Source organism: Methylovulum psychrotolerans, from assembly GCF_002209385.1.
Classification (GTDB): Bacteria; Pseudomonadota; Gammaproteobacteria; order Methylococcales; family Methylomonadaceae; genus Methylovulum; species Methylovulum psychrotolerans.
The window spans coordinates 4,532,085-4,555,228 of record NZ_CP022129.1 but is presented as its reverse complement, the minus strand read 5'-3'; the positions used below and the strand labels follow the sequence as shown (position 1 = coordinate 4,555,228).

Annotated in this window: 24 protein-coding genes and 1 CRISPR repeat array; of the genes, 13 read left to right on the top strand and 11 right to left on the bottom strand. The window is 50.3% G+C overall.

Annotated features, from left to right (window positions below; genetic code table 11):
• Position 1: 1 nt before the first annotated feature.
• From CEK71_RS20530 to CEK71_RS24015, 5 genes are all read left to right on the top strand, one after another.
• A complete protein-coding gene (locus CEK71_RS20530; protein WP_088621126.1) occupies positions 2-652 on the top strand; it encodes an OmpH family outer membrane protein in 651 nt (216 codons plus the stop codon).
• 251 nt (positions 653-903) lie between these two features.
• Complete coding sequence (locus CEK71_RS20525) at positions 904-2,289, top strand: hypothetical protein (RefSeq protein WP_157679495.1); 1,386 nt, start codon at positions 904-906, stop codon at positions 2,287-2,289.
• A complete protein-coding gene (locus tag CEK71_RS20520; RefSeq protein WP_088621124.1) occupies positions 2,286-4,241 on the top strand; it encodes a DUF3857 domain-containing transglutaminase family protein in 1,956 nt (651 codons plus the stop codon). Before CEK71_RS20525 ends, CEK71_RS20520 begins: the two co-directional genes overlap by 4 nt.
• A 19-nt stretch (positions 4,242-4,260) precedes the next feature.
• The gene (locus tag CEK71_RS20515) at positions 4,261-5,079 is read left to right on the top strand and encodes a TIR domain-containing protein (protein ID WP_088621123.1); all 819 of its coding nucleotides are present in this window, start codon (positions 4,261-4,263) and stop codon (positions 5,077-5,079) included.
• 151 nt (positions 5,080-5,230) lie between these two features.
• The gene (locus CEK71_RS24015; RefSeq protein ID WP_269766582.1) at positions 5,231-5,353 is read left to right on the top strand and encodes a hypothetical protein; all 123 of its coding nucleotides are present in this window, start codon (positions 5,231-5,233) and stop codon (positions 5,351-5,353) included.
• A 217-nt stretch (positions 5,354-5,570) separates the two neighbouring features.
• On the opposite strand, the gene CEK71_RS20510 is transcribed toward CEK71_RS24015, so the two are convergent.
• From CEK71_RS20510 to CEK71_RS20505, 3 genes are all read right to left on the bottom strand, one after another.
• Positions 5,571-6,440, bottom strand: a complete 870-nt coding sequence (locus tag CEK71_RS20510) for an ATP-binding protein (RefSeq protein ID WP_088621715.1) — start codon at positions 6,438-6,440, stop codon at positions 5,571-5,573.
• A gap of 316 nt (positions 6,441-6,756) precedes the next feature.
• Positions 6,757-6,900, bottom strand: a complete 144-nt coding sequence (locus tag CEK71_RS22910) for a hypothetical protein (protein ID WP_157679493.1) — start codon at positions 6,898-6,900, stop codon at positions 6,757-6,759.
• Positions 6,897-7,082 (bottom strand): hypothetical protein, encoded by a 186-nt coding sequence (locus tag CEK71_RS20505; RefSeq protein ID WP_088621122.1) that lies wholly within the window; start codon positions 7,080-7,082, stop codon positions 6,897-6,899. The genes CEK71_RS22910 and CEK71_RS20505 overlap by 4 nt, the downstream gene beginning before the upstream one ends.
• Before the next feature lie 1,063 nt (positions 7,083-8,145).
• Between CEK71_RS20505 and CEK71_RS20500 the strand changes: the two genes are divergently transcribed.
• Entirely contained in the window at positions 8,146-9,165 is a 1,020-nt protein-coding gene (locus tag CEK71_RS20500) for an SPFH domain-containing protein (RefSeq protein ID WP_088621121.1), read from the top strand.
• Positions 9,166-9,241: 76 nt separating this feature from the next.
• On the opposite strand, the gene CEK71_RS20495 is transcribed toward CEK71_RS20500, so the two are convergent.
• From CEK71_RS20495 to grxD, 5 genes are all read right to left on the bottom strand, one after another.
• A complete protein-coding gene (locus CEK71_RS20495) occupies positions 9,242-9,586 on the bottom strand; it encodes a DMT family protein (protein ID WP_088621120.1) in 345 nt (114 codons plus the stop codon).
• A 68-nt stretch (positions 9,587-9,654) separates the two neighbouring features.
• A complete protein-coding gene (ispB, locus tag CEK71_RS20490; protein ID WP_088621119.1) occupies positions 9,655-10,665 on the bottom strand; it encodes an octaprenyl diphosphate synthase in 1,011 nt (336 codons plus the stop codon).
• A 328-nt stretch (positions 10,666-10,993) separates the two neighbouring features.
• Positions 10,994-11,440 carry a type II toxin-antitoxin system VapC family toxin gene (locus CEK71_RS20485; protein WP_088621118.1) on the bottom strand — a complete coding sequence of 149 codons (447 nt, stop codon included), beginning with the start codon at positions 11,438-11,440 and terminating at the stop codon, positions 10,994-10,996.
• 3 nt (positions 11,441-11,443) lie between these two features.
• Positions 11,444-11,707, bottom strand: coding sequence for a hypothetical protein (locus CEK71_RS20480; protein WP_088621117.1), 264 nt, complete (start codon positions 11,705-11,707; stop codon positions 11,444-11,446).
• A 129-nt stretch (positions 11,708-11,836) separates the two neighbouring features.
• Positions 11,837-12,160 (bottom strand): Grx4 family monothiol glutaredoxin, encoded by a 324-nt coding sequence (grxD, locus tag CEK71_RS20475; protein ID WP_088621116.1) that lies wholly within the window; start codon positions 12,158-12,160, stop codon positions 11,837-11,839.
• Between the two features lie 176 nt (positions 12,161-12,336).
• On the opposite strand from grxD, the gene CEK71_RS20470 reads away from it, so the two are divergent.
• The 6 genes from CEK71_RS20470 to CEK71_RS20445 all read left to right on the top strand — a co-directional run bounded on the left by CEK71_RS20470 (position 12,337) and on the right by CEK71_RS20445 (position 18,537).
• Positions 12,337-13,515 (top strand): aspartate aminotransferase family protein, encoded by a 1,179-nt coding sequence (locus tag CEK71_RS20470; RefSeq protein ID WP_088621115.1) that lies wholly within the window; start codon positions 12,337-12,339, stop codon positions 13,513-13,515.
• 11 nt (positions 13,516-13,526) lie between these two features.
• The gene (gene argF / locus CEK71_RS20465) at positions 13,527-14,429 is read left to right on the top strand and encodes an ornithine carbamoyltransferase (protein ID WP_088621114.1); all 903 of its coding nucleotides are present in this window, start codon (positions 13,527-13,529) and stop codon (positions 14,427-14,429) included.
• A gap of 42 nt (positions 14,430-14,471) precedes the next feature.
• Positions 14,472-15,140 carry a TIGR04211 family SH3 domain-containing protein gene (locus tag CEK71_RS20460; RefSeq protein ID WP_088621113.1) on the top strand — a complete coding sequence of 223 codons (669 nt, stop codon included), beginning with the start codon at positions 14,472-14,474 and terminating at the stop codon, positions 15,138-15,140.
• Between the two features lie 220 nt (positions 15,141-15,360).
• Positions 15,361-15,945, top strand: a complete 585-nt coding sequence (locus tag CEK71_RS20455) for a Uma2 family endonuclease (RefSeq protein ID WP_088621112.1) — start codon at positions 15,361-15,363, stop codon at positions 15,943-15,945.
• Positions 15,946-16,115: 170 nt separating this feature from the next.
• Positions 16,116-17,909 carry an AAA family ATPase gene (locus CEK71_RS20450; RefSeq protein ID WP_088621111.1) on the top strand — a complete coding sequence of 598 codons (1,794 nt, stop codon included), beginning with the start codon at positions 16,116-16,118 and terminating at the stop codon, positions 17,907-17,909.
• Positions 17,896-18,537: an HNH endonuclease gene (locus CEK71_RS20445; RefSeq protein WP_088621110.1), complete on the top strand. Its 642-nt coding sequence runs from the start codon at positions 17,896-17,898 to the stop codon at positions 18,535-18,537. Before CEK71_RS20450 ends, CEK71_RS20445 begins: the two co-directional genes overlap by 14 nt.
• A 183-nt stretch (positions 18,538-18,720) precedes the next feature.
• Positions 18,721-19,348: direct repeats of the CRISPR family, unit length 28 nt; unit sequence TTTCTAAGCTGCCTGTGCGGCAGTAAAC.
• Between the two features lie 512 nt (positions 19,349-19,860).
• Here the strand turns inward: CEK71_RS20445 and CEK71_RS20440 are convergent.
• The gene (locus tag CEK71_RS20440; protein WP_088621109.1) at positions 19,861-20,337 is read right to left on the bottom strand and encodes a PEP-CTERM sorting domain-containing protein; all 477 of its coding nucleotides are present in this window, start codon (positions 20,335-20,337) and stop codon (positions 19,861-19,863) included.
• 412 nt (positions 20,338-20,749) lie between these two features.
• On the opposite strand from CEK71_RS20440, the gene CEK71_RS20435 reads away from it, so the two are divergent.
• Complete coding sequence (locus tag CEK71_RS20435; RefSeq protein WP_088621108.1) at positions 20,750-21,145, top strand: hypothetical protein; 396 nt, start codon at positions 20,750-20,752, stop codon at positions 21,143-21,145.
• A gap of 111 nt (positions 21,146-21,256) precedes the next feature.
• Here CEK71_RS20435 and CEK71_RS20430 read toward each other — a convergent pair whose 3' ends face one another.
• A complete protein-coding gene (locus CEK71_RS20430; protein WP_088621107.1) occupies positions 21,257-22,066 on the bottom strand; it encodes a hypothetical protein in 810 nt (269 codons plus the stop codon).
• A gap of 44 nt (positions 22,067-22,110) precedes the next feature.
• Positions 22,111-23,133 carry an XAC2610-related protein gene (locus CEK71_RS20425; RefSeq protein ID WP_088621106.1) on the bottom strand — a complete coding sequence of 341 codons (1,023 nt, stop codon included), beginning with the start codon at positions 23,131-23,133 and terminating at the stop codon, positions 22,111-22,113.
• Positions 23,134-23,144: the final 11 nt, after the last annotated feature.

Sequence of the window (23,144 nt, the reverse complement as noted above, 5' to 3'; positions counted from 1 at the left end):
CATGTTAAACAAGCCTGCCGCAAGTTTATTGCTACTGCTGCTGACTGGCTGCGATGTGATCGACCATCAGCAACCCCCGCCCAAACCTGCCGAAGCCGCCCCCGCTCCGTTGAAATGGGCAAAAGTGGACAGGTACAAAATAAGCTCGACCATTAAAAACGCCTTACAACAGGCGAGCGCCAATGCCGCGCATCAGGGCGATGAAACTATCCAGCAAACTCGCGACGCATTACGACAACAGATAAACGCGCTGCAACAGGCCTTCCAGAAAAAATGCGTTGACATGGTGACAACAGACTCCCAAACACCAGCGGCAGATAGCGCCAAACTGATGAAAGCCTGTCTAAAAAAACAATCCGATGATTCAGAAATCAGCACCCTAATCGCCCAGTTTAATAAATCGCTTGCCGACGAACGGGCGATATGGGGACAAGACAGCCGATTTTACCCCCAAGCGGACAAATTGCTAAAACTCGTCATGGACAGCTACGCCGCCCAACACGACTACACCCTCATTATTAGCGACAACAGCCAAAGCGTCTTATATAACCAAGACCAAGTGGCGCTAGACATCACTGCCGAGGTGCTGGAATTCCTTAAGCAGAACCCCAGCCTATTGGATAACCCGCCTGAATTGCCCGCCGAACGTTAAGCGTTGGGCAAAAAAGCCCAAGCACTGAACGTGGGTTTAGACCATCGCGCAAAGGCTAAAGACCTTTGCACTCCCGCCCGATGCCGCTCGATTTGTGACAGCATCTATAATTTGCAACAGGTAAGCGTAAAGCATGCAAAGCCGCCCGGCCAGCTTCATTTACATACATTACCCAAGATTTTAAAACCGCATATAAACCTGTAGAATACCCCCAAATTACCAATCGCCCCCCCCCCTGACCCATCACATCTATGCGACTACTACCAACCATCGGTGGCCTGCTGTCACTCCTGTTGGCATTGGACTTTGGCAATAAGGCGCTGATAGCAGCACTACCCAACCCTCCTCTCATCAACTATTACTTTGCCGTGACCATGGCATTTACCGGAACGGTGATTTTGGTCGCCGGATTAACGGCCTATCAGGGCGGCTGGCGGTTTTGGCTGGGCAACACCTTGTTAAACGGTGCCTTCTTGCTGTTCGGTTACGCCGTCCTGTTCCAACCGCCCAGACAGTTCGACGGGCTTTATGGCTGTCTCCTCATTGGTTTGGTATTGTCCGTTGGAGGTGTGGGCTTGGTTTGGGCGGGGCATAAACGCTATCTGCACAAACGCAGTGCCGCCGTGACGGAACCCGCCGCCTCCCCTACCGAATCTAACACCAACCCCCTGATACTTTCTGCACCTATGCCGACTTGGCGGCTGTTTGTGTTGGGTTTAGCCAGCCTGACGACTTATCTTGCCGCGTGGGTATACCAAACCCATAAAGATTTGGCGATTATGGCGGGCAAACCGGGCGCGTCGAAATTTATCGCCTTCTTAACGCTAATCCCGCCGTTCAGCTTCATCATTTTTTTCCACACCGCCGAGCGCGTCGCCGCCCAAGCGCGGCAAGCAAACGTGGCGTTACGGCTGGAAGCGGGGGTATTGACCGCGCTATTACTGCCATGTCAAATTACTGGGTGGTATCTGCCGTTATTTTTAGCGCCGTTATCACTGTCCGTCTCCCTGTTGCCGTGGCTGTTGTTGCATCGGCAAATGAACCGCCTGCGCGAGGCTTATCAGCCGTTGCCGCCTGTGCGGCGCTACACTTGGCCGCAACGGGGGATATTGTTGGTGGCTACGCCGCTACTGGTGTCGGCAATACTGCAAACCCCCCACTACTTCGCGAATTTTCGCGGCATTCCGGTGTATGCGAAACAACGGGTGCACAATGACCCGCGCTATCAGCTACGCATCCCCGATGACCAATGGCGGCAAGTGGCCTCTGGTACTTTATTCCCGGATACTAATCTGGAATTAATGGCCCAAGATCCCCAGCACTGGGTGGTGGTGCGGATAGTCGAGCAAAACAAAAGCTTAGATAGCTATGTCGACCAACGCCGACGCTTATTGCTCAGCGTCAATCCGCAACTGAAAATAGAAGAGTCGCGCACTTTAGAGTCGGGTGCTGACCTGACCCCCATCGCCTTAGCGCGTTACGGTACCGAAAACCCTGGCATTGGCGGTTTCATCTGCTATACCGCCACCATCGCCACCGCCGATTATGTGGTCGAAGCCATCGGCCAAAGCCCCAAGCCAGACAGTTCAGTGCAAGCCTTAGTCAACAGCTTACGCCTGACGGAGGACAAACCATGACCCACACCTACCGCCCTTTAACGCTCCTCGCTCTCTGCGCCTTGACCGCCACCGCCCCACAAGCCCGCCCTGCCCCGCCGCTGTCCGGTGCGGCGGCGGTGCAATGGTCGCCGAACCGCGAACGCCTGACCTACCAAGACCTAGCCCCACCACCTGTCCGCCTGACCCATTATGAGCAACAAAGCTACGGGGCGGTGACGCTGAAAGAAAGCCACGCCCTAGTGCTGGGCAATGACCGCAGCGTCACCGAGACCGTGGTCAGGGCGCGGCTTTACCTGACCCCCAGCGCCATTGCCGATTCGGGTAACGGCTCGGTCTGGCTGGATAACCATAGCCAACGCCTGACCCTGCAAGCCGCCTACGTCTTACAGCCCGACGGTACGCGGATCGAGGCTGACCCGGCGACGCTGCAAGTCAAGGACGACAACACCTCCAACGTCTTTAACGACTACCAATTGCTCAGCCTGCCTTTCCCACAGCTCAAGCCCGGCAGTATCGCCGTACTGGCCTACACCTTACGCACCGACCGCAAGGCCTCGCCGTTGCCGTGGTCGCGCCTGCTCTACCCCGCCAGTTTTGAGCCGATGGAGCAGTTTCAAGCCCAAGTGAGTTGGCAAACTGCCCAGCTCAAACCCGTCTGGCGCAGCGACTTTCCGGCGCTCAACTGCCAAGAACAGGCCAACAGCGTCAGTTGCCGCACCAGCGAAGCCATTCCGCCCATCCCCACCGACCCCGACATGCCGTCTGCCTACGACCTGATGCGCCCCTTGGTGGTTGCCGAGCCGACTTCATGGGCCGCCATCGCCAACACCCTGCAAACCTTGACCGCCTCCGCCTTAGCAGGTAACGCGCAAATAAAAACCTTAGCCACACAACTGGCCGACGGCAGCAGCGACCCGACCCAAATAATGTACCGCTTGGCGAATTTTGTCGCACGCGACATCCGCTATGTCGGCATCGAACACGGGCGCAACAGCGTCGTGCCCAGACCGACCCTGACCACTTTGGCGCAACGCTTTGGCGACTGTAAAGACAAAACCATGCTGTTCGTCGATTTGGCCAAACAAGTCGGGCTGGATGCGTATCCGGTGCTGGTCGCCAGTTCGCGCCACGCCTTAGACAAACTGCTGTTACCCGCCTCCGCCTACTTTGACCATCTGATCGCCTGCGTCAAACTCAGCCCCGAACGCGAATCTTGCATCGACCTGACCGACCCGTACACCGCCCCGGAGTCCCTACCCCAGTCCTTGCAAGGGGCTATCCGGCTGACGCTAGGCCGAGGCAGCGCTGCCCCCACCACCTTGGCGACGGAAGCCTATACTTGGCAAGGCACTTTCATCGGCAACAACCAACTGAACGCCGACGGCAACGTAGTGGAAACCCTGCAACGCCGTTACGATTCACATTGGGGCGCGAACTTGCGGGCGACCTTAAGCGGTAAAAACCAAACTGAGCGCGACCGCTGGCTACTGGACGACTTCCAAGGCATTATGGGCCAGAAAGCCACCCCCAGCCTAAGCCTGCAAGACTTGGACAACCCCGCCGCCGCCTTGCTCATCAACTCCTCAACCACCTACCCTAAAGTCTTCAATCCGGCAGAACTGGAAACCTATACCGAACCGGAAGGCTGGTTAGCCCGCTTTAGCCAAGGCTTTAAATCGCGCAACAGCCATTATCCCTATACCTTTAAAGGCTTTAAATACCAAAGCGATTTTACCTATAAGCTTTCCACCAAAACCATTAACAACCTAGGCCCCGCCTTGGCTTACGATTCCCCCTGGGGGAGCCTCCACCGCCACTACCAAAGCCAACCCGACAGCATCACCGTCCATACCGAACTGACAATGCCCCGCGCCGACATCCCTTTAGACAAACTCCCGGCGTTTAACCGCTTTCTTGATTTGGTCAGTGAGGGTAGCCGGATTAGCTTTAGTGTTAAGGGGGTGAAGTGACTGTGGGAACGAGAAGAATATGAGCTTTTTTTTCAGCCTGACCTTTTATATTGATAAAAACGGCAACCAACAACTTAATGAAGAAGGCGTAAATTTTTCAGGATTACTGTCTGTTCATATTGATGGCACACTAAAAACGCTACACAATGCCGCTTTCATTGAAAACCATGCGCGTGAAAACATGGCCGTTAAAGCCGTATGGCTAGGGAATGACCATTGGGAAACCAAACAAAATTATGAAGTTAACCAAGATTATGAAGATTGTACCTTAATACTCGTTGATGAAAGTATCGCTGAAAAAGCATGTGATAGCCTCATAGGCATACAGTATTTCACTATTATGGCCGTAACTTGGTTATTCCAAAGAAACCTCAATATCAAAAAACCCATAGAAAATGCCTCACCAGGTAAGGTATTTATCGTACATGGAAGTGACTGTCCAGAAAAAACGGAAATTGCGCACTTTATTGAAAAACTAGGGTTTGAAGCCATTATTCTTGATGAACAGACTTATGCAGGAAAAGCAAGCATTCATAAAATAGAAGAGTACAAGAATATTGGATTCGCCATAATTTTATACACGCCTTGTGATGTCGGTGGACGACACTTCAAACTATTAATGGCACGAGCCGAGCAGGACGTTGTTTTTAAACATGGCTATTTAATTGCAAAGCTTGGTAGTGAGAGAGTATGCGCCTTAGTCGAAGGAAATGTTCAACTCCCAACTGACATAAGATGGGTTGTTTATACCCAATTAGATGATTCTGGCGCATGGAAACAAACCATCATCAGAAAAATGCGCGATGTTGGTTATAAGATTGATATAAATAAAGAATAAAAGCCCCCTCGCATAATGGAAGCTATGCAAAAAACAGCAAACCATGAACCATTTCCCTCCCAGCCGTATAGACATTATAAGCGTCTCAGTAACGCCAATAGCCAACCCTACCTGAATCCCAAGCGCAACACCCACCGATGGAGTCATGACCATGAAAAACAAAGAATTGTATCAAGCCTTAGGGTTTACGGCGTTGCTGTTGGCCTCATCCTTGCCGTTGGGGTTGTTAAGTATGCGGGTGCTTAATTATCTTTTGGGTGGAATTGCGGTTTGAGGTTTAAGTAACCGCCCATTCATTATTTAAACCTTTTAAGTGGCTGTGCATGTGTCTTTTAACGCTTAACATTGGTATCTCTGTAACCCCCTCCCAACCTCCCCCTTGCCAGGGGGAGGGGCGTTTTGCCCCTCACTTTCGCCTGTACGAGGGGGAAGACATTGACTCCCTCCCCTGCCTGGGGTTTAACACGCAGAGGCGTTAGGGACGGCTATCCCTAAGCCGCCTCGCCCACCTTCCCCCTAGCCCGGCGTTTACGCTTAACCGGGACGGCGGTCTGCTCAGCCTGCGCCAGCCGCGCCTTATTCGCTTCTTTCAAGGGCAAACAATCGCGCTTCAAATGGCTGGGGATGGCGTTCCAGGCATCGCTGAGCTGCTGCATATCTTGGGCGGTGTTGAGCGCGGCTTTGTGGTCGGGCGGGGCGATGCCGCTGTCTAACCACGCCAACAACTCGCGGCCGACGCTGGCATCTAAGCGGAAATCTTTACCGTCAAACAGCCCGGTGCGGTCTTTACTGACCGAGGCGATGTGTTGCGGGCAAAGGTTGAACACGGCGGTCAGTTCGTATTCCAAGCCGTCGCGCTGTTTCGGGGCGGTGCCGACTTTGCGCGGCGTGTCTTTGCCGTGCTGGTTTTTTTCGATGACATACTCGGTTTTGGTGCGCAGGGTGACGATGATGTGCAGGCTGGAACTGACCAAGGCATTAACGAACAGGTCATGGCGCGGGGTGACTTTTGCCCAATCGGTGTAGCGCCCACCCAGGCGGTTCTGGATGTCCAAGCAACCGCCGACCCCTTCCCATTCGTGGGAAATCGAGTCGATGACCAGCACATCATAGCCCGCTTTTTCCGCCATGCGGATGGCTTCGACATAGCGTTCCGGCGCGAAATCGTCGCGTAATTCCAGTACGTCAAAGTCGAAATGGTCGGAATATAAAGACGCGCTGCCGCATTCGGTATCAATCACGGCGATTTTGTCGCCAAAGGCGCTGGCAATCGCCAACGCCCCCCAAGTTTTACCGCTGCCGCTAGGACCGTCGATACCTAAACGCAGTTTACTTTTTTGTTTCTGGGCTTTTTTAAACATGGGTTGCTCCGGTTGTTTTTTTGTCAAAGGGATGGCTTATGAAAAATTAACGCTGGCTCCCAAGCTCCGGCTTGGGAGCCAGTATCCGAGAAGCTCCTGCTTCGAGAATTCCGCACGCGATAGACGCTGGTAAGCCGTTGCTCTAAAACGTTGGGCTTATCCATGCCCGTTCATAATGTAACGTTGGCGACCAAAATTCTCGAAGCTGGAGCTTCTCGTACTAGGGTTCCCAAGCTGGAGCTTGGGAACCAGCGTAATGGGAAATGTCGGGCAGAACAGCGTGCCCGACCTACGCGATTACGCAATTACGCGGCCATCACATCCACACACTCTGCCGCTGCTCCGCTTCATACTGGTCGCCATACCCTTGGTAATAAGCGTAATACGTCAACAGCGGGTCAAAGCCTTTTTTGCAATGGTACGCGCCTAGGCGGTACAGCAGATAATCCAGCAGCCTCATTGCCAGTACCTCCGGTCATGCCACAGGTCTTTGGCGGTTAACCGCCCTTGCCAAAAAGCGTTATAATCCGCTAAGGCCGACTGCCGCGCCGCGCGTTGCTCGGCGCTTAACGGCGGGCGGACAGTCACCGTGGCGTTAGGCAGTTTGGTTTGTAAAGCGCTTAATAGCGTGGTGGTGTTCATAATGATTGGCCTGGAAAGTGCGGGGGCTAAAAATTATAGGCAATTAATAAATAACAGATTATTGCCATAAAGGCTACGCGGGTAAAAAATCCCCGCCAGGGCGGCGGGGTAAGGCGTGGCTAATGCACAAATCAGTCAGATTTGTCCGCTGAACCCTGTCGGCAAGACGCAGGGGACAAATGGCGGTTACGGTTCCGCCTTTATGGGCGTTGGCACACGCGGCCCATAATCGACATGCAACCCAGATATAAACCGCCGTAGCGGTAGAAGGACGCTGCAATGTGCGTAAACAATAAAAGCGCACACGACATGATCTGCTTGCACTCCCGCGAATTATTAACCCGATAGCGCGGTACGGTTATGCTCACCCTCTTAACAAGAAGCTTAGCTTTGTTGGGACATATATTACCACAATAAAACCCAAGGTCAATATAAAGGTAATAAATATTTGCTTTGGGCATAAAAAAACCGACTTAAGTGTCGGCCTTTTAGCTTTCCTCACCTTATAACAAACGTAACCATCGGATTGACCATGACCGCAGCCCTTACGCCTAACCGCTCCCTTAGCCGTCGCCCGTGTCGGGCTAACCGCTGCCGCTGGCTGGCGGCGCTACTTTTGGTTAGCGGACTGCCGGGGTGTTTTTCGCCTATGGCGCTGGATCATGTGACGCTGGCCTATATAGCTAATCCGATATAAAAAGATGTCCTGTAACCGCCCCAGTGAAGAGGTCGTCAACGGAACATCGTGCTTGGTTGCGGATGGATTTAAGCTGTGCCCATTTGTGTTCGATAGGGTTAAGGTCTCCTTGCTTGGAACGAAAGCACCGTAACCCGCCCAGACAAAAGACATCGGCAAGGGGGTTGCTGAACTTCCATAAAAGGAAGAAAAAACATTGTTTCTGAACAGAATTTCCTTAACTTAATGGCAGTGACCCCAACCCTCCCCATCAGGGGAGGGAGCTGTCTTACCCTATAGGCTTGTGTATTTTACAAATGCACCAACCTAAAAGCCCCTAACCCCCTAATCGTATTTTTACTAACTGCTACAACGGAGACAACATCCATGGGATTCTTTGACGGTTTAAAGCGCCAACTGCGTTCGGTGATTGAGTGGGAAAACCCTCAGCCTAATGCCTTGTTTGAACGCTGGACAGATAACGGCGACGAGATTAAAAACGCCTCAACGCTGATTGTCGGCCCCGGCCAAGGCTGTATTTTTGTTTATCAAGGCAAGGTGCAGGCGGTTTACCAAGAACCAGGCTCAGTTAACCTAAAAACCGATAATATCCCATTTTGGACAACAATCAGCAAGTTTATGCAGGCGTTTGAGAGCGAGCATAAGGTCGGTCTGTATTTTTTTAAGACCACGGTGATGCTGGACCAGAAATGGGGAACGAATTCGCTGATTAAATACCTGGACCCGCGTTACCAGTTTCCGGTCGGTTTGCGGGCGTTCGGTAATTATAGCTACCGTATCGAAACGGCGGCGGCTTTTTTTACCAATGTGGTCGGCGGGCAGAGCCTGTTTACCAGCGAAGCCTTAAGGGCGGTGATTGTCGCCCGTCTTAACCAACCCTTGGCGGACTTTCTCGCCACCAGTCACTTCAGCTATGTCGATATTGATGCCAACCGCGAAGAAATCGCCGATGGTGTCCGGGAAAAATTGGCGGCGATTTTTGCCGATTTAGGCTTTACCATCACCGATTTCCGTATCGAAGGCACGGATTTTGACGAGGATACCTTACGGCGCATCAACCGTATCGCCGATATGACCGCCGAAGCCCAAGCCGCGCAGGCAGTCGGTTTGGATTATGCCAAGATACAGCAATTGGAGGCGTTACGGGAAGCAGCCAGAAACGAAGGCGGCGGCGCGGGTATGGGTATGGGCTTGGGGGCAGGCATCAGTTTTGGGCAAAACATCGCCCAAGCGTTTGGCAATAATGCGGCGGCACCTGCCGCCCCTAGCCCTGCCGCCGTAGACCCCAGTGAAAAATTGGCGCAATTGAAGAAGCTGTTTGAAGCGGAATTGATTTCGGCGGAGGAGTATGCCGCGAAGAAAAAAGCAATTTTGGATGCTTTTTAGGGGGTTTAGCGCGTCTTTGGCTTGCGCCTAAAAGCCATGCCGTTCCCTGAGCGAAGCCGAAGGGAACGAGAACCGGTTACTTCGCCCGAAAGATGAAATAAGCCGCCCCGCACAGCAGCAGGCCTGCCCATAGATAATCCAGCTTGAGCGGGGCTTTTAAGTACCAGATGGAAAACGGCACGAACACGCCTAAAGAAATGACTTCTTGCAAGATTTTAAGCTGGGCGAAGCTCATGACGGTATAGCCTAAGCGGTTGGCGGGCACTTGCAGCAGATACTCAAACAGGGCAATCCCCCAACTGATGAGGGCGGCAATCAGCCAAGGTTTGTTATGCAGTTCTTTTAAATGCGCATACCATGCAAAAGCCATAAAGACATTGCTGCAACACAGTAAAAAGATGGTCGTTAAGGTAACTTGCACGGCTAAGGGATAGGTCAGGGGTCAGGCAAGGTAGGCACAAACCTACGCTTGCCTGACCTACGCGGTCTTTAATAATTGCGTTGTACGGAAAATTTCGCCAATAAAGTCAAAGCTTGCTTGTACTCGGATTCCGGCAGGCAAGCGAGGGCATCAATGGCTTTTTGGGCTTCTTCATCGGCGCGTTGTTCGGTGTAAGTGATCGCTTGGGTGCGCTGCACTATGTCATAAACGGCGTTAAAGGCCTCGCGGTCGCCGTTTTGAATCGCGGCAATGATAATTTCCGCCTCGCTGGGGGTGCCGTTTTGGATGGCGTAAATCAATGGCAAGGTCGGCTTGCCTTCGGCGAGGTCGTCGCCTAAGTTTTTGCCCAAGTCTTCTTGATTGGCTTTGTAGTCGAGCGCGTCGTCAATCAATTGGAAGGCGATGCCCAAATGTTGCCCGTAACGCGCCAGATTTTCTTCAATATCGGCATCGGTATTCGCTAAGACCGCCCCTAAACGGGTCGCGGCACTGAACAGGATAGCGGTTTTTCTGGCGATCACTTCCAGATACTTGGCCTCGGTGGTTTCGGGGTTGTTGCAGTTGAGCAATTGCAGCACCTCGCCTTCGGCAATGGCGGTGGTGGTTTTGGAGAGGATTTCCATCACCCGCATATTGCCCGTGCGCACCATCATTTCAAAGGCACTGGAATACAGATAATCCCCGACCAAAACGCTGGCGGCGTTGCCCCAGACGGCGTTGGCGGATTCTTTGCCGCGCCTTAAGTCGGATTCGTCGACCACATCGTCATGCAGTAAGGTGGCGGTATGGATAAATTCAATGACGGCGGCGAGGATCAGGTGGTTGTCGCTGACCCCGCCCAAAGCTTTGGCGGCCAGTAGCAGCAGCATCGGGCGCAGGCGTTTGCCGCCGTTGCCGACAATGTAGTGGCCCATTTGGTTAATCAGCACCACATCGGAGCTGAGTTCGTTAATAATGAGCTGGTCAACGGCCCTGGCTTCGGTGTCGGTCAGATTCTTGATAGAATCAAAGTCTATAGGGGTCGATACATTCGAAGGTGAGGGTGAGTTCGCTGCCATTATGGATTGCTACAAGTAGAAAGTTTGGATGTATTTCATAGCGTTGGCTATGAAAGCCTAGGTTAGCGGCACATTATAACCTAATAGTCCGTTAAGCGAGTATGTCAAGTTAAGCGGATTGGTTTTTAAGAGGGGTTAGGACGGATGTTTGCCCGAAAAATTTGGCTTATAAAAAAGCCTAATAAATATAAGGTTTTGCCAAGCTTGCTGCGCACAAAAGCATGGCGGCACGGGGCTATTATGGGGCGGGGGTGGCTTGGTGTGTTTTTAGATAGTTATCGTTTTGGCCTTTTCAGAACCCCGTTCTATTTGGCTCTGCTATTGACAATCAAAGCGTCCAATCTTCGACATGAAGATTATTATTAAGTTTTTGTAAAATAGCGTATATTTTATCGGCACTGACTAAAATAGCCCCTTCGCAAATAGCGGTACTTGCTAACATAATATCAATGTTATGTTTTTTGATATTTTCCTTATTTATCATGCTGGAATTTTTAAATTGCTTTTTTAGATGCCCAAATAACCCAGCACTTTTTATGTTTAGTGGCACTACGGAGAAATTGTTTTGCAAATGATTAATATCGTTTCGGATAATCACTTGCTTATTTTCAGGCGCATTGTAATAGGCATATTCCAATTCGTACAATGTCACTATAGAAATTGCTATTTCATCAGAATCAACAAGTTGAGTTAATCTTTTCTTGATGTTTCCGTATTGGTTAGAGGGCGTGTTATACAGATCAGAAATTGTATTGCTATCAAAAAGATATTTCATCACTTAGGCTTCGTCACCAGGAAAAGCAAAATTGTCCCGCACTTCGCGCAAATCCGCTTTTAGCTGTTCCGCATAATCTCCTAGCTGCAATTCGGGGCTGTTTTCGATGTCTTGGGCAAACAAAGCCCATTTAGAAGGCTGTTCTGCGGCATTGCCGACTTTATGCAGCAACGCTTTTTTGATAGCTTGATTAACAAATTCATTGCTATTAGGTAAGGCCTGCACTTGCAGGGCAATATCATCTGCTAAAGTAAACGTCAGTTGCATTGTTTATGCTCCTCAATAATCAAAGCCGCCGTTAATGAAAGCAAGCTTAGCGTTTTTGCCTATCGTGTCGGTGCGGATACCCAAGAGGGCAGGTATCCGCACCGACAAAACAGCTATCCGGCTTAAGCCTTATTCGGCAACGCCGCCGACAGCCGCCAAACGAGTCGCCAATTCACCTTTCTTATACAAGTCCACGACAATGTCGCAGCCGCCGACCAATTCGCCGCTAATATACAATTGCGGGTAAGTGGGCCAGTTGGAATAATCTTTCAGCGCTTCGCGCAGTTCGGGGTCTTCAAAAATATTCACATACATATACTTGGCTTGGCACAAGTCCAGTATTTGCACGGTTTGCCCAGAGAAGCCGCATTGCGGGAAGTCGGGCGTGCCTTTCATGTACAACACGACCGGATTGTTCTCAAGCTGATCCTTAATTCTTTCTATCACGTTCATAGCAGACATCACTCACTGATTAAATAAAGACAAATACCTAGCGGCTTTCTCAACATTATAGCACTTAAAAACGCAAATATTAACAACGGGTCTTGCTTAGGGGTAAATTGAAACTTATAATCGACCATTTTTTTATCGGGTTACACAAGCCCTTGTTTTGTTAATAGGTAGACCTTATGACCAGCCACATTATGCCAACTTACGGACGTTTAGCGGTCACTTTCGAGCGCGGGGAAGGCGCTTGGTTGTGGGATAGCGAAAATAAACGCTATCTGGATGCCCTTTCCGGCATCGCCGTGTGCAGTTTAGGCCACGCCCATCCGGCGGTACATAAGGCCTTATGCGAACAAAGCCAAAAATTGCTGCACACTTCCAATATTTACCGCATCGGCGTACAAGAGCAATTGGCCGACCAACTGACAGCCCTGAGCGGCATGGATAATGTGTTTTTTAGCAACTCCGGGGCCGAGGCCAACGAAGCGGCGATTAAACTGGCGCGTAAATACGGGTATGGCCTAGGCATCGGGCAGCCCGCTATTATCGTCATGGAAAAAAGCTTCCACGGGCGGACGCTGGCGACCTTAAGTGCGACCGGCAACGCCAAAATTCAGCAAGGTTTCGCGCCGCTGGTCGAAGGCTTTATCCGTGTGCCCTACAACGATGTCGGCGCGGTTGCCGATGCAATCAGCCAGCACAACAATATTGTCGCCATTTTGGTCGAGCCTGTCCAAGGCGAAGGCGGCGTGAATATCCCCGCCCCCGACTACCTTAACCAACTGCGGGCATTGTGCGACCAACACCATTTGTTGTTAATGCTCGATGAAATCCAAACCGGCATAGGCCGTACCGGACAGTTTTTAGCTTACCAACATAACCGTATTTTGCCGGATGTCTGCACACTGGCAAAGGCTCTGGGCAACGGCGTGCCGATAGGCGCGTGTCTGGCACGGGGCAAAGCCGCCGAGGTGCTGACGGCGGGTAGCCACGGCTCCACGTTTGGCGGCAATCCGCTGGCTTGTAGCGCCGCGTTAGCGGTGTTGGCGACCCTGGAGGCCGACGGCCTGATTGCCGCCGCCAGCCGCAAAGGCGACGCTATCTGCACAGGTTTTAGCGCACGCCTGCAAGGCCAGCCGCATATTGTCGACATCCGCCATAAAGGCATGATGATCGGCATAGAGCTGGACAGCCCCTGTGCGGAATTGGTCGGGCAAGCCCTGCAAGCCGGCCTGTTAATTAACGTCACTAACGAGCGGACTATCCGCCTGCTGCCGCCGCTGATTATGGACGAGGCGCAAATCCAATTGCTCGTTGACACCTTATCACCCCTAATTTTAGCGTTTACCGCACAGTTGTAGGTAGCAGTTTCATGAATCCCAGACATTTTATCAGCCTGCTTGATGTATCCGGCGCCGAACTGCGCGCCCTTATCCATCGCGCCATCGAACTAAAAAATCACCGTGACGTGAATTACCAGCCCTTAAAGGGCCGCGTCATGGCGATGATTTTTGAAAAATCCTCCACCCGCACCCGCATTTCTTTTGAGGCCGGGATGAGCCATTTTGGCGGCAGCGCGTTATTTTTATCGCCACGCGACACCCAATTAGGGCGCGGCGAACCCCTGCGTGACAGTGCCAAGGTCATTTCCAGCATGGTCGATTGCATCATGCTGCGCACCGACAAACACACCACCGTCACCACGTTTGCCGAGCATTCGCGCGTCCCGGTCATTAACGGCCTGACCGACGAGCAGCACCCCTGCCAATTGCTTGCCGACATCCAGACTTTTTTTGAGTTGCGCGGCGACTTGCAAGGCAAAACTGTAGCCTGGATCGGCGACGGCAATAATATGTGCCATTCTTACATCCATGCCGCCATGGTGTTGGACTTTACCCTGCACATCGCCTGTCCTGTCGGCTACGAACCCGCCGCCGAGATAGTCGCCGCTGCGGGCGGACGGGTGAAATTCTTCCCTGATACCGTCGCCGCTGCGGTGGGTGCGGATTTGGTCGTCACCGACGTATGGGCGAGCATGGGGCAAGAAGAAGAGCAAAAACAACGCGAGATAGCCTTTAAAAACTATCAGGTCGATGCGGCGGTAATGGCGGCAGCGCAACCCGATGCGCTGTTCATGCACTGTTTGCCAGCCCATCGCGGCGAAGAAGTCAGTGCCGAGGTGATCGACGGCCCGCAAAGTGTAGTGTTCCAAGAGGCCGAAAACCGTTTACATGCTCAAAAAGCCTTGCTGGAATTTCTGCTCTGCGGTAAATGACGTTAAAATCCGTTTATCAAACGGCTAACTGTAGGGATTTCCGTGAACAAAATACACACCGCGCTGATTATCGTCCTGCTTGCCCCTATCGGGGTGCAGGCAGAAACCGTATACGTCACCGACAATCTCAATTTATCGCTAAAATCTGCCCCCGATAACGAGGCGAAAGTCATTAAGCTACTGCCCACGGGTACGCCGCTGACCGTGACCGGGGCAAAAACCAAAACTGGCTTTACCCCCGTGCGCATGGACGACGGCACGGAGGGCTATATCCAAACCCGCCACACCCAAAAAGAACCGCCTGCCCGCGAGCAGATGGAAACCAACCATAAGACCCTCAAATCCTTACAATCGGAAAACCTGTCCTTAAGGGCCGAGCTGAAAATCGTTAAAGACGCCATCACCCCCGGCACATCGCTGGAACGCTCGTTAGCCTTAGAGCGCGATAAGTTAAAACAGGAACTGGGCGAGTTGAAACAAGCGGCGGCGGGCGTGGTGCAGTTAAAAAACGAACGCGACGAATTGCAAGAGCGCGTCGTTAATGCCGAACGCAAACTGGAGCAACTGGAACGCGAGAACGCCAGCCTAAAAAACACCAGCGAACAGGATTGGTTTTTATATGGCGGGATATTGGTGTTCTTTAGCGTGATTTTAGGGTTTATCTTGCCGAAATTGGGCTGGCGGCGTAAGCGCGGTTGGGATATGTATTGAGTGGGCTTTGTTGCCTGCTGTTGGTGTAGGTAGGGGCAAAGGGCGTATTCACCCTGAGGGGTTGTGGGGCAGAAACCGCCTGCCCGACCTATACTGTGAACGGCCAAGTTTTCGGCTTTTACAATTCACCGTAGGGTACGCTGTACCCTACCAAAAACCGAAAACTTGACCGTTTGAAGTATATATGTGGTGCGGGTTTACAAACGACGGGGGTATTACTATGTCAGCTAATTTATCCATAAAAACGCCTTGGGTCAGTGAAGCGGACTACTTGGCGGCGGAACTGACGGCGACAGTCCGGCATGAGTATATCGACGGTATGGTGTATGCCATGGCAGGGGCGAGCCGTAACCATGAAAAAATCGTCGGCAATGTCTTCGGCGAATTAAGAAACGCCCTAAAAGACCAGCCTTGCGTACCTTATAGTTCCAACTTAAAAATCAAAGTCGGCAGCCAATTTTTCTATCCCGATGCGATGGTGGTCTGTAACGAAACGGCTCAGCACGATTACTACACCGAAGCCCCCACGTTGATTGTCGAGGTGCTATCAAAATCCTCGCGGCGTATGGATGAAACCACCAAACGCCTCGCCTACCAAAGCCTGCCCAGTTTGCAGGAATATATCCTGATTGAGCAAGATTTTGTCGATGTGGAAGTGTGCCGCAAACGCACGGGCTGGGTGTCGGAACATTATTTTTGGGGCGACGCGGTGAGTTTTGAGGCAGTGGGCTTGAGCGTGGCGGTGGCGGAGATTTACCGCTGGGTTGATAATGATGAGGTGCGGGGCTGGCTGGCGGTATTCTAGTATTCAGTTAACGGCGTGGCGTTAAGGCAAGCAGCAGGCTACATGTTGGCACACTCGGTCAGGCCATCGTGCAATTGGCTAAAGACCACTCCACTCTGTGTCGCCCAATGAAAGATGATAAAAATAGAATGGCACAAGAATACTTAATCATAGCTAAGCGTAAATAAGGTATGGCCAAAAAAGTTGATTTTTCAAAATTAAGGACTCCTTGGACAAAATACGATGCCGTCCAAGTGATAGAGGTGGTATACAGCATAGAAGCGCTTAATAAATTCAAAAATAAAGAGGCTAGCATTAATGAGGCTATTCTTAAGTCATTTCTTGGCATAAATTCGCTACATGATGAACTGCCTAAATATTGGCTTGAAATTCAGCAGTACCCTAATGAGAAAAAACTGTTCGCATTATTCGCCGCCCTTTTTATGCACGGAGGGATAATTAATGAATTTGCCGAGAAATACGCTACAGGGGATATGAAAGGCCTGTTTACTGTTGAAGCGGGCAAGCAGTATACCAATATTAGAAGCGCGTTAATAGAATCGGGGGCGGCACCTCCTATCTATAGAAAGACTAAAACAGTGCCTTATGATTTTTCGCCCATATTTCAAAAGCCTGAAATTGGCAAGCTGTTTAAGCAAGTTTTGCTTGAGCGCATTTCAAGATTAACAAAAACGCAACTCACAGATGACGGCTTTTATGAAATCTGTTTTGCTAATCATTTTCATAAGGCGATCAGCCTTAGCCAAGAACAATTCAAGAATTGGTTAGGGGGCATTGCGGCGGTTACCCGCAGTGTTGAAAACAGTTTTATTAAAACGGTAAGCATCGCCAATTTTTTCTGTGTGGAAGATGTGCAGTTAGATTTTAATGCGGCCAAAGAGATTTATTTTCTGGGTGAAAATGGCGACGGCAAATCTTTAATTTTAATGGGGATTTATCTGGCCTTTAACGGAAATTATATAATCGGTAAAACCAATCAGGAAGAAACCGGGAAAGCGGCAGATATTATTAGAAATAACAAGGGAATGCTGCTATTTGGTTGCGATGATAAAGGGCAAGAATATCATCCCCAAAAAGACCTTTATTTAAATAACTTATTTGGATATGGCACCCACAGAGGCAGATATTCTACGGATAAACCCGAACAATACGGTTTTATGTCCCTATTTGATAGTGAACAAACCTTGTTGAACCCGGTTTCTTGGTTAAAAGACCAAAAGTTATTAGCGCTTAATGTACAGGCGAACGCCGAATCAAAAAAGCCAGAAAATACGTTTTCAGAGGCGCATTTAGTCAATATGCTGTGCGACATACTGGAAAAGCATCTGGATATACAAATTGAAGGCAATAAGGTTGTTTTTATAGAAAAAGGCAGTGATTTAACCTTCGATCAGCTTTCGGAAGGCTATAGGAGCGTTTTGATTTTTGTTGCCGATTTAATATACCGTCTGAATAAAAACGCCCATGAGGGTGAGCAGGTATCCGACTTAAAAGGCATTGTTTTAGTCGATGAAATTGATCTGCACTTGCACCCAAAATGGCAAAGGGTCATTGTGCGGAAGCTGCGCAAACTGCTGCCTAATGTCCAGTTTATTTTTACTACCCACAGCCCGACAATTATCCAAGGCGCCTCTGAAGATGCCATCATCTACCGCGTTTACCGTCATGCAGATGATGGCAAAACGCGGGTGAGTGACCCCTATTACCGTAAAGATTTAGATCATTTAATGATGAATACGGTTGTCACTTCTCCATTATTCGGTTTGGCGGATTCTCGGATGAATCCTAATGATGACGCTGCCGATACCAGTAGCACTTATTTGCTGTACAGGATTAACAAAAAAGTAGAAGCCGAGCTGGAAAAGCAAAAAGAGCGCGGCAAAGTATTTCTTGATGATTCTGACATTGACGACCTAATTCAACAGATTCTGGATGAAGAATTAGCAAAAAATGATAAAAATTGACAAAAATAGCGTGGCTATGCCGGATTCCTTAAAGCTGCCTTTGCCAGTGCATTTTCAAAATGGCATCGTACCCCGGACATCGAAAACCACCCATAACAGAAGATTGGAGCTTATCACGCACGGAAGCTATATTGATGAAAAAAGATACAATGAGAGGTATAAGCGGCCCGATATAAAAAAGGCGCTTAAAGACCTTTATAAAGAAAAATGTGCATTTTGTGAGCAACGGGTAGAGTCACGCCATGTTGAACACTATCGGCCAAAAAAGACTTATTATTGGTTGGCTTTTTCTTGGGACAACCTCCTTGTAGCGTGTCCGACCTGTAATGAGTTTAAAGGGACTCATTTTGCTATAAACGGCGCGTTAGCCAATTTTGCCAATACCCATGCAGCTGTACAAGCCATCCATTGCAGTTCGGCTGGCTATGATGCAGCCGAGTTGCCGCAAATGGTCAATCCAGAGGTGACTGATCCTAGGGGTAAAATTAGCTTTAGTCAGGATGGGCGGATTAGCTCAAATGATGGGCGCTTTGCCTATACCAGTAAATATCCCCCAGCAAAGCTGGGGGCTTTATGGTGTGAACCGCTCAAAGCGGTAAAACAGGTCGCTAACGCGGCCTGTCAATAATGGCCACCTTAGGGGTGGCGGCTCAACTCCAAAGGCTCAATATTTCGCTTTTTATAACGGCAGACGTTCGCATTCGACATTGGGCTATAAAACCCCTTTGGAATTTGAGCGGGAATTTTACAGCAAGGTTGCCTAAGAAAGTGTCCGGTTTTTGTTGACCATTACAAGTCCACACATTAGAGATTTCTAAGCTGCCTGTGCGGCAGTAAACGCATGGTATCGCACAAGCTTAACCAAGGTGTCTTTCTAAGCTGCCTGTGCGGCAGTAAACATCCTGCGCTTTGAGTCACCGGATGGCCGTCATTTCTAAGCTGCCTGTGCGGCAGTAAACCAACGGCAAATGTATCGACATCAATACAATTATTTCTAAGCTGCCTGTGCGGCAGTAAACTTTAAGCGGATTGAGCAGAGCGCGATGGTTGATTTCTAAGCTGCCTGTGCGGCAGTAAACCTAAGCCGATCCCCGCCCTGCTTGGTCTGTTTTTTCTAAGCTGCCTGTGCGGCAGTAAACATTTTCTAGCCCTCAATAGTTAAATTTTCATCTTTCTAAGCTGCCTGTGCGGCAGTAAACGAGGGCTGGCTGACTAGCAATGTTCCAAGAATTTTCTAAGCTGCCTGTGCGGCAGTAAACGCCGACGCATTCAACATGATGCTCATCAAACTTTTCTAAGCTGCCTGTGCGGCAGTAAACCACAAATGACCGAAGCGGCAATGCGGGTTAACTTTCTAAGCTGCCTGTGCGGCAGTAAACGCTTAGAAACAACTAGCGACAATGTAGAAGGCTTTCTAAGCTGCCTGTGCGGCAGTAAACTGAAATAAAAACAAAAAATCATCAAACGCAACAACAGCTTAAACGATATTTTCATTTTTTACCAATAAAAAAACACAAATTCGCAACCAATTGTTTTTCAATGTCTTTTTATTTGCCCTAAAAATAAGGGGTAAAAAACCAGCGTCGGTATTATGCCCTGCTACTTATCCGCCCAACTTTTGCAAGGCTGTCTGTTCGCGTTTGGATATGGGCTGGGGTTCTGAGTTTGTAAGGCTAGGGGAGCGGCTTGGGGGAGGGGTGGGTATTTTCGTGTTATAGCGTCCGGTGTTAAGCAATCGGCAGGCGATCTGTTGGCACACTCGGTTAGGTCATCGTGCAATGGCTAAAGGCCATTGCACTCCGCTTTGGGTCGTCCGGTGCGTGACGGCCTCTATTGTTGGCTGGCCGCAATGGCGGCTGCTTCGCGCCCATGTTAAGAAATATGCACACCGAATTTTACAGTGCTAGCACGGATGGGGCTGCGCTGTGGCCGTCCTATCCGTGCCGGGGCATCAGGCCGCTTTGCGTCGTGCGCCGACTGCCGAAATCAAACCCAAAGCCACTAGGCCGAGGGTTGCGGGTTCGGGAATCGGACTCGAGTTGAGAACCGCGTATGTCACAACGCTGCTGGGAGCCTGGACAACACCGCTGAGGCCGATGCCTTGGGTTATGAATAGCGTATCAGGAAAAACGGACTGGAGCTGATAGGCAAAGTATGGGGTCCGGTGCGTGCCTCCCCCGCCAAGATTAGGAAAGCCAAAGGTCGAACCCAAAGCGTTGACAAAGGCAATGGTGTTGACCGCGCCAGTTCCCCACCACGGGGTCGATTGAATCTGCGCAAAGATGTTGCTATAGGAATCGGTAACCGTTACCACGTCATATTGAACACTATTGACAGTAATAAACGCGGCTTTCGCTGGCGTAGCGGCAAAAGTCAGCGCTAGCACAGCAGTAGAGATTAAGGAGCGGAGCAGGGATAGTTTTGACATAGTTTAATAACCTAATTAGTCCAAGTGATTGTGTGTGTTGTTCGTTTGTCGCCTATATAATACTAAAATGATAGCACAATCATTCTGTATCAGACAAACTCAATTATCATAAAGTATTGGTATTATATAACTAAAGCACAAAAAACGTTGCTGTAACCCGTGAAAATACTGGTGCTTATAAAAGTTTAATAGAATAATAAATGGTAAAGCTCACGGTATACGCGCACGGATGGCGAAGCGTTCCGTGCTTGCCGCGCCGAGCAAAGGTACTTTGGCCTTGCTGTCGGTGTGCGGTGGTTTAAACCGTTAATTTCGGTCTGTCCAAAATAAAAATAGAACCATTGACGCGTTTTATAATCTCATAATTGTAAACAGTGAGTTTATGAATAAGAAATTATTAAGGAGAATGGTCATGAACAGCAAAAAATTAAACGCCATAATAAAGGTCATCGCGGCGGCGGTTATCGCCTTAAGCGCGGGGATGGTTAATGGCGCGGAAAAAGGCGTGGTTGACGCCAGCGGTTTGTCCGGGCAGATGGGCGTTACGCAGACGAGCTTGGCTTACGGGCCGGCTATCCACAGTTATCGGGGGGCGGCAAGCGTAGAGCGGGCAACAGTAAACCCTACCGTCACTTATGTGAGTTTGGCGTATGGGCCGGCACTGTATAGTTACCCTAGGGCGGGGCAAGATACGGTCGCGGCATTCAATGTGCAGTATGTCAATTCCGCATTAGGCCCTGCCATATACAGTTATCCGTACCCACAATTTAAGCAACCCGTTTTCTTGTTACGGTTGCAGCCGCTCTGATTTTGTAAAGTTTAGGGTATTGGCTTAGGGGTGCGGGCATCTTGCCCGCTTTTGCGGGCAAGATGCCCGCGCTCCAAAAATCGTCCTTTAGCGTTTGCCTAAGCTATGTTCCTAAGAGCCGTATTTACCGTACCGCTGAAAGTCTGAAAAATACAAGACCAGTTTTTTGTCGCCAAAAGTGACTGGGAAATAGAGTTGGTAATTGCCTTTCTCGGCGTGGAAGCGGTAGGCGGTGCCGCCGCCGGAGAACACTTGGTTGAGGTAGGCGCGTTCTTCCAGAGACGTGGGATAGATGTAGGCGGACTTTTCTGCTTTGTTTTTGTCATTATCATCGCGATAGTAGCGCTGCTCTCCAAATCCCAAGAAGAGCTTTTTGTCGCCGATACTGTCAGGGACAATAACGATGACATCGGGGAAGTTTTTATCTATTTTGGTGAGAATGTCCAAGGTGTGCTCGGATTTTTGTAAATAGTCTGGGGAAAACGTGTAGTCCGCCAGTAAGGCCAGCGCGGGTTGGTTTTCTGCGACCAGTTTTTCCGCCGAGGCGATCAAGAGGGCTTTTTTCCGTTGCTTAGACAGCCCGTCCCCGGCGAACAGTCCGGCGACAATCAGCGGAAAGGAGAGCAGCACCAGCCACCGTTGCCATTGGGCTGTCCGCACGGGGGCGGTTTCAGGTGGTTGGGTAGCGGCCAAGGTTGCCGAGATTTTCGACAGGTTGGACATCACATTCAAAATGATGGCGCTGCCTAAAATGGCGAAAAGCCCCAACAGGCTGAAGAAAAACATTTCGGTCATCTTTTCCCGAAATATTTTCAGGTCAAAAACCGTGATGATGAGGAAAATAAACACCCAGTAGAGTAAGGCGAAGGTGGCGTACACGGCAACCCGATGGGTGGTTTTGATGAGCTGGTCGTTGTTCATGGTATTTAGAGGGTAGAGATTGGGTTGCTGGGGGCTATGCGGGTTTAGCCGCCTGTTACGTTACCATAGGCCGTTTGGGAGAAATCCAAGCTGCCGTGTTGGGTATTGTCTGCGCCTTGCCAGTCGTACGTTTTCCCGTCGACTTGGATGGTTATCCCGACGCTATGATTGGCCGGGTCTTCATACAGGCTATAAGTGGCTGTTTTGTTGCCGAACGTTAAGGTGCGCCGGGGGCTGTTGTTTAAGGTAAATTGGGCCTTTGGGTCGTCGGGGTTTGCGGGGTAGCTAAATTCAACCGTGCCGTCTTTGGTCAGTAAGGCATAGATCAGCTTGTCGTTGCCGTTGTTAAGCAGCACGACTTGTTTGGCATTTTTGGCGACCTGAAACGAGAAGACTATGGCATCGGGGTTGTCGAGGGCATCAAAGGATTTGGTTGTGGTTTTGACCATCTTCTTGCCGTCCCATTTCGCCTCGGTGCTGATGAAAAAAGGCGGGGTGGACGCGTCATCTTCTACGATGCTGATTGCTTGGGGCTGGTTGTCCTTAACGGTGAAGATGGAATACTGATGCCAGCAGCAGCCGCTTTTGGTCATGGTGTGGAGTTGTTTATTCTCGGCATCAACGTCAAACATGCCGCAGTATTCTTGGGCTAAACGGGTGAAGGCGGGGCTAAGGGTAAAGCGGCCCTTATCGGCCAGATAAATCTGAAACGATGGCCCGTGGTAACAGCTATTTTGCCCGTCTTCTATCGCCAGGTCTTTATTGCCGTCAAAATTAAAATCCTCATACATGACCACGCTTTGTTCGCCGTAGGGCAGTTCTTTGATATTGGCCAAGGCTTTGCCGTCATGCAGGGATAAGGCCAAGTCGTCGGATTCGATTTTAATCAGTGCCTTATCGGTTTTGGTGTCGATAATGGTGATGTTGCCTTTGCTGAACACTTCGCTGGGCTGTTCAAGGGTGATTTTTGCATAAAACGCCTCGCTCAGATTGGTTATGGTGTACGTTTCTTGGGCGTGGGCGACACTGGCGGCTAAGGCTGCTAAGATTAGGGCGAGTCTTTTCATGGGGCGGTTCC